The sequence below is a fragment of the Mesorhizobium sp. M7A.F.Ca.MR.362.00.0.0 genome (assembly GCF_004023175.1).
In the GTDB taxonomy this organism is placed as follows: domain Bacteria; phylum Pseudomonadota; class Alphaproteobacteria; order Rhizobiales; family Rhizobiaceae; genus Mesorhizobium.
The window spans coordinates 2,131-4,520 of the sequence record NZ_RZTF01000464.1 but is presented as its reverse complement, the minus strand read 5'-3'; the positions used below and the strand labels follow the sequence as shown (position 1 = coordinate 4,520).

The window sequence follows — 2,390 nt, the reverse complement described above, 5'->3', positions numbered from 1 at the left end:
TCCTTCTCCCCGTATAGTGACGGGGAGAAGGAAGACTAAACCAGCGGCTTCAGCGCCACCCACACAGCGCCGCCGATCAGACCAAGGAAGATCAGCCAGCCGACCTGGTTGTTCGACCTGAACAGCCGCAGGCATTGGTCCGGATTGTCGATATCCAGAACCGCGATCTGCCGGGCCATATGGGCGCCGGCGGCGATCAGTCCGGCCAGCGCCACCACCGGCGCTTGCGCCGACGCGAAGGCGATGGCGAAGCAGATCAGCGCGCCGCCATAAAGCCCGGCCAGCCACGATTTGGTGTTATCGCCAAACAGGCGTGCCGTCGAGCGCACGCCGACAATGGCGTCATCTTCCTTGTCCTGATGTGCGTAGATCGTGTCGTAGCCGATCACCCACAGGATCGAGCCGATATAAAGCATGATGGCAGGCCCATCGAGATCGCCGAACTCGACCGCCCATCCCATCAGCGCGCCCCAGGAAAAGGCAAGGCCAAGCACCAGTTGCGGCCAGTTGGTTATCCGCTTCATGAATGGATAGATGGCGATGATCGCCAGTGAGCAGATGCCGAGCAGGACGGCGAAGCTGTTGAACTGGATGAGCACGACGAGGCCGACCAGGGCCTGCAGGACGAGAAACAGCCATGCCCGCCGGCGCGTCGCCTTGCCCGACGGCAACGGTCTCGCGAGCGCGTGCGCTCCACCTGGCTGTCGATGTCCTCGTCGACGAGGTCGTTGTAGGTGCAGCCGGCGCCGCGCATGGCGATGGCCCCGACCAGGAACAGCACGAGATACAAAGGCGCCGGCAGCAGTGAGAGCAGCGGGTCGCCCGGACGCGGATAGGCGCTTGCCGCCAAGGCTGCCGACCACCAGCACGGCCACAGCAGCAACTGCCAGCCGATCGGCCTGTCCCATCGAGCAAGCTGCGCATAGGGCCATATCGAGCGCGGCAGCACGCGGTAGACCCAATGGCCGTTCGGCGCATCGGCGACACGGCCCTGGGCCGCTTTCGACTGGATATTTTCCATGTCCATGGAGTGGCAGCAGCGGCAGAAACCGTCAAGCGGCAAGCGGAGACGCGGCGCCTGTCAGCCTTTCACGAGGCAAAGATGTCGCGGGTGGCGAACCAGTCCCTGGCCACCTCGACGAAGGCCAGCGCTGCATTCGACACACGCTGATGCGTGTCATAGGTCAGCAGGATCCGCTGCATGGGCAGCGGATCGGACAGCGGCTTGCAGATAAGCGGCAGGCCGTCATAGCTGCGGTCGCCGTGCGGGCGGGTATAGCTGACCGCGACGCCGAAGCCGTTGGCGACCATGCTACGCTGCAGTTCGAACGAGCTTGTCGTCGTATCGGCCACCGGCGAGAGGCCGCGGCTGCGGAACAGGTCGAGCATGTGCTGCCAACTGTGCGGCTGATCCGTCGTGATCAGCGGATAGGCGGCCAGATCGGCAAGGCTGACCGTTGGGCGGTCCGCCAGGGCATGGCCTGCCGGCAACAGCGCGTGCGGGCGAAGTTCGCGCAGCAGGATGCGGGCGAAATGCGTCGGCAGGCTGAGGTCATAAGTCAGGCCGAGATCGATGGCCGCATTCCCCAGCCGTCGTCCCAGCGTCTCGAACGTCTCGTCGCGAACGACGATTTTGACGGCCGGATAGCGTTCGGAGAAGGCGCGGATCAAAGCCGGCGCGAAGAACGGCGCCAGATCCTCGAAGCATCCCAGCACCAACTCACCGCTGACAGCCGATTTGCTTGAACCCAGGCCGACGAGTTCGTCCGTTTCGGTGAGAACCTGCCTTGCCTTGGCCACGACGGCGCGGCCGAACGATGTCGGCGACACGCCGCTTCCGCGCTGGCGGACGAACAGCTTCTGGCCGAAATTCTTTTCGACCGCGTCGATCGCCACCGAAATCGACGGCTGCGAAACGTTCAGCATCTTTGCCGCGCCGGTGACGCTGCCGTGACGCGCCACGGCAACCAGGTAGCGCAGCTGCGTGAGGGTCACACTCATAGGGGCACTCTATATGTCAGATCGAAAGTTATTATTTTACCGAATGAAGAGGTGTTGCGATAGTGGCTTCATTCCAGAGGAGAACGCCATGGCTTCCCAGACTGCCACCATCGACGCCACCATGATCGGCGCGTCCACGATTGCCGACTATCAGCGTGACGGCGCTGTCTGCATTCGCGGCGCCTTCAAGGGCTGGGTCGACACGATTGCCGCCGGCATCGAACGCAACATGCAGAACCGCAGCGTCACCGCATCCGACATCGCCAACGGCCGCGGCAGTTTCTTCGATGACTACTGCAACTGGGAGCGCATCCCCGAATTCGTCAGCCTGGTGCGGGGTTCGCCAGCCGCCGAACTGGCGGCGGCGGTGATGCAGTCGCGGACCGCGC

Annotated in this window: 2 protein-coding genes and 1 pseudogene; 1 reads left to right on the top strand and 2 read right to left on the bottom strand. The window is 63.8% G+C overall.

Annotation, left to right across the window (positions count from 1 at the left end):
• Window positions 1–35: 35 nt before the first annotated feature.
• A pseudogene (ubiA, locus tag EOC06_RS33085) lies at window positions 36–1,021 on the bottom strand (4-hydroxybenzoate octaprenyltransferase).
• Between the two features lie 68 nt (window positions 1,022–1,089).
• Complete coding sequence (locus EOC06_RS33080; protein ID WP_128309771.1) at window positions 1,090–2,001, bottom strand: LysR family transcriptional regulator; 912 nt, start codon at window positions 1,999–2,001, stop codon at window positions 1,090–1,092.
• 88 nt (window positions 2,002–2,089) lie between these two features.
• Between EOC06_RS33080 and EOC06_RS44110 the strand changes: the two genes are divergently transcribed.
• A partial coding sequence (locus EOC06_RS44110; RefSeq protein ID WP_368773613.1) for a phytanoyl-CoA dioxygenase family protein occupies window positions 2,090–2,390 on the top strand: 301 nt, incomplete at its 3' end.

What these genes read in the sequence shown, in the direction of transcription:
- EOC06_RS33080 (WP_128309771.1), bottom strand. Translation starts at nt 2,001, where the DNA reads ATGAGTGTGACCCTCACGCAGCTGCGCTACCTGGTTGCCGTGGCGCGT.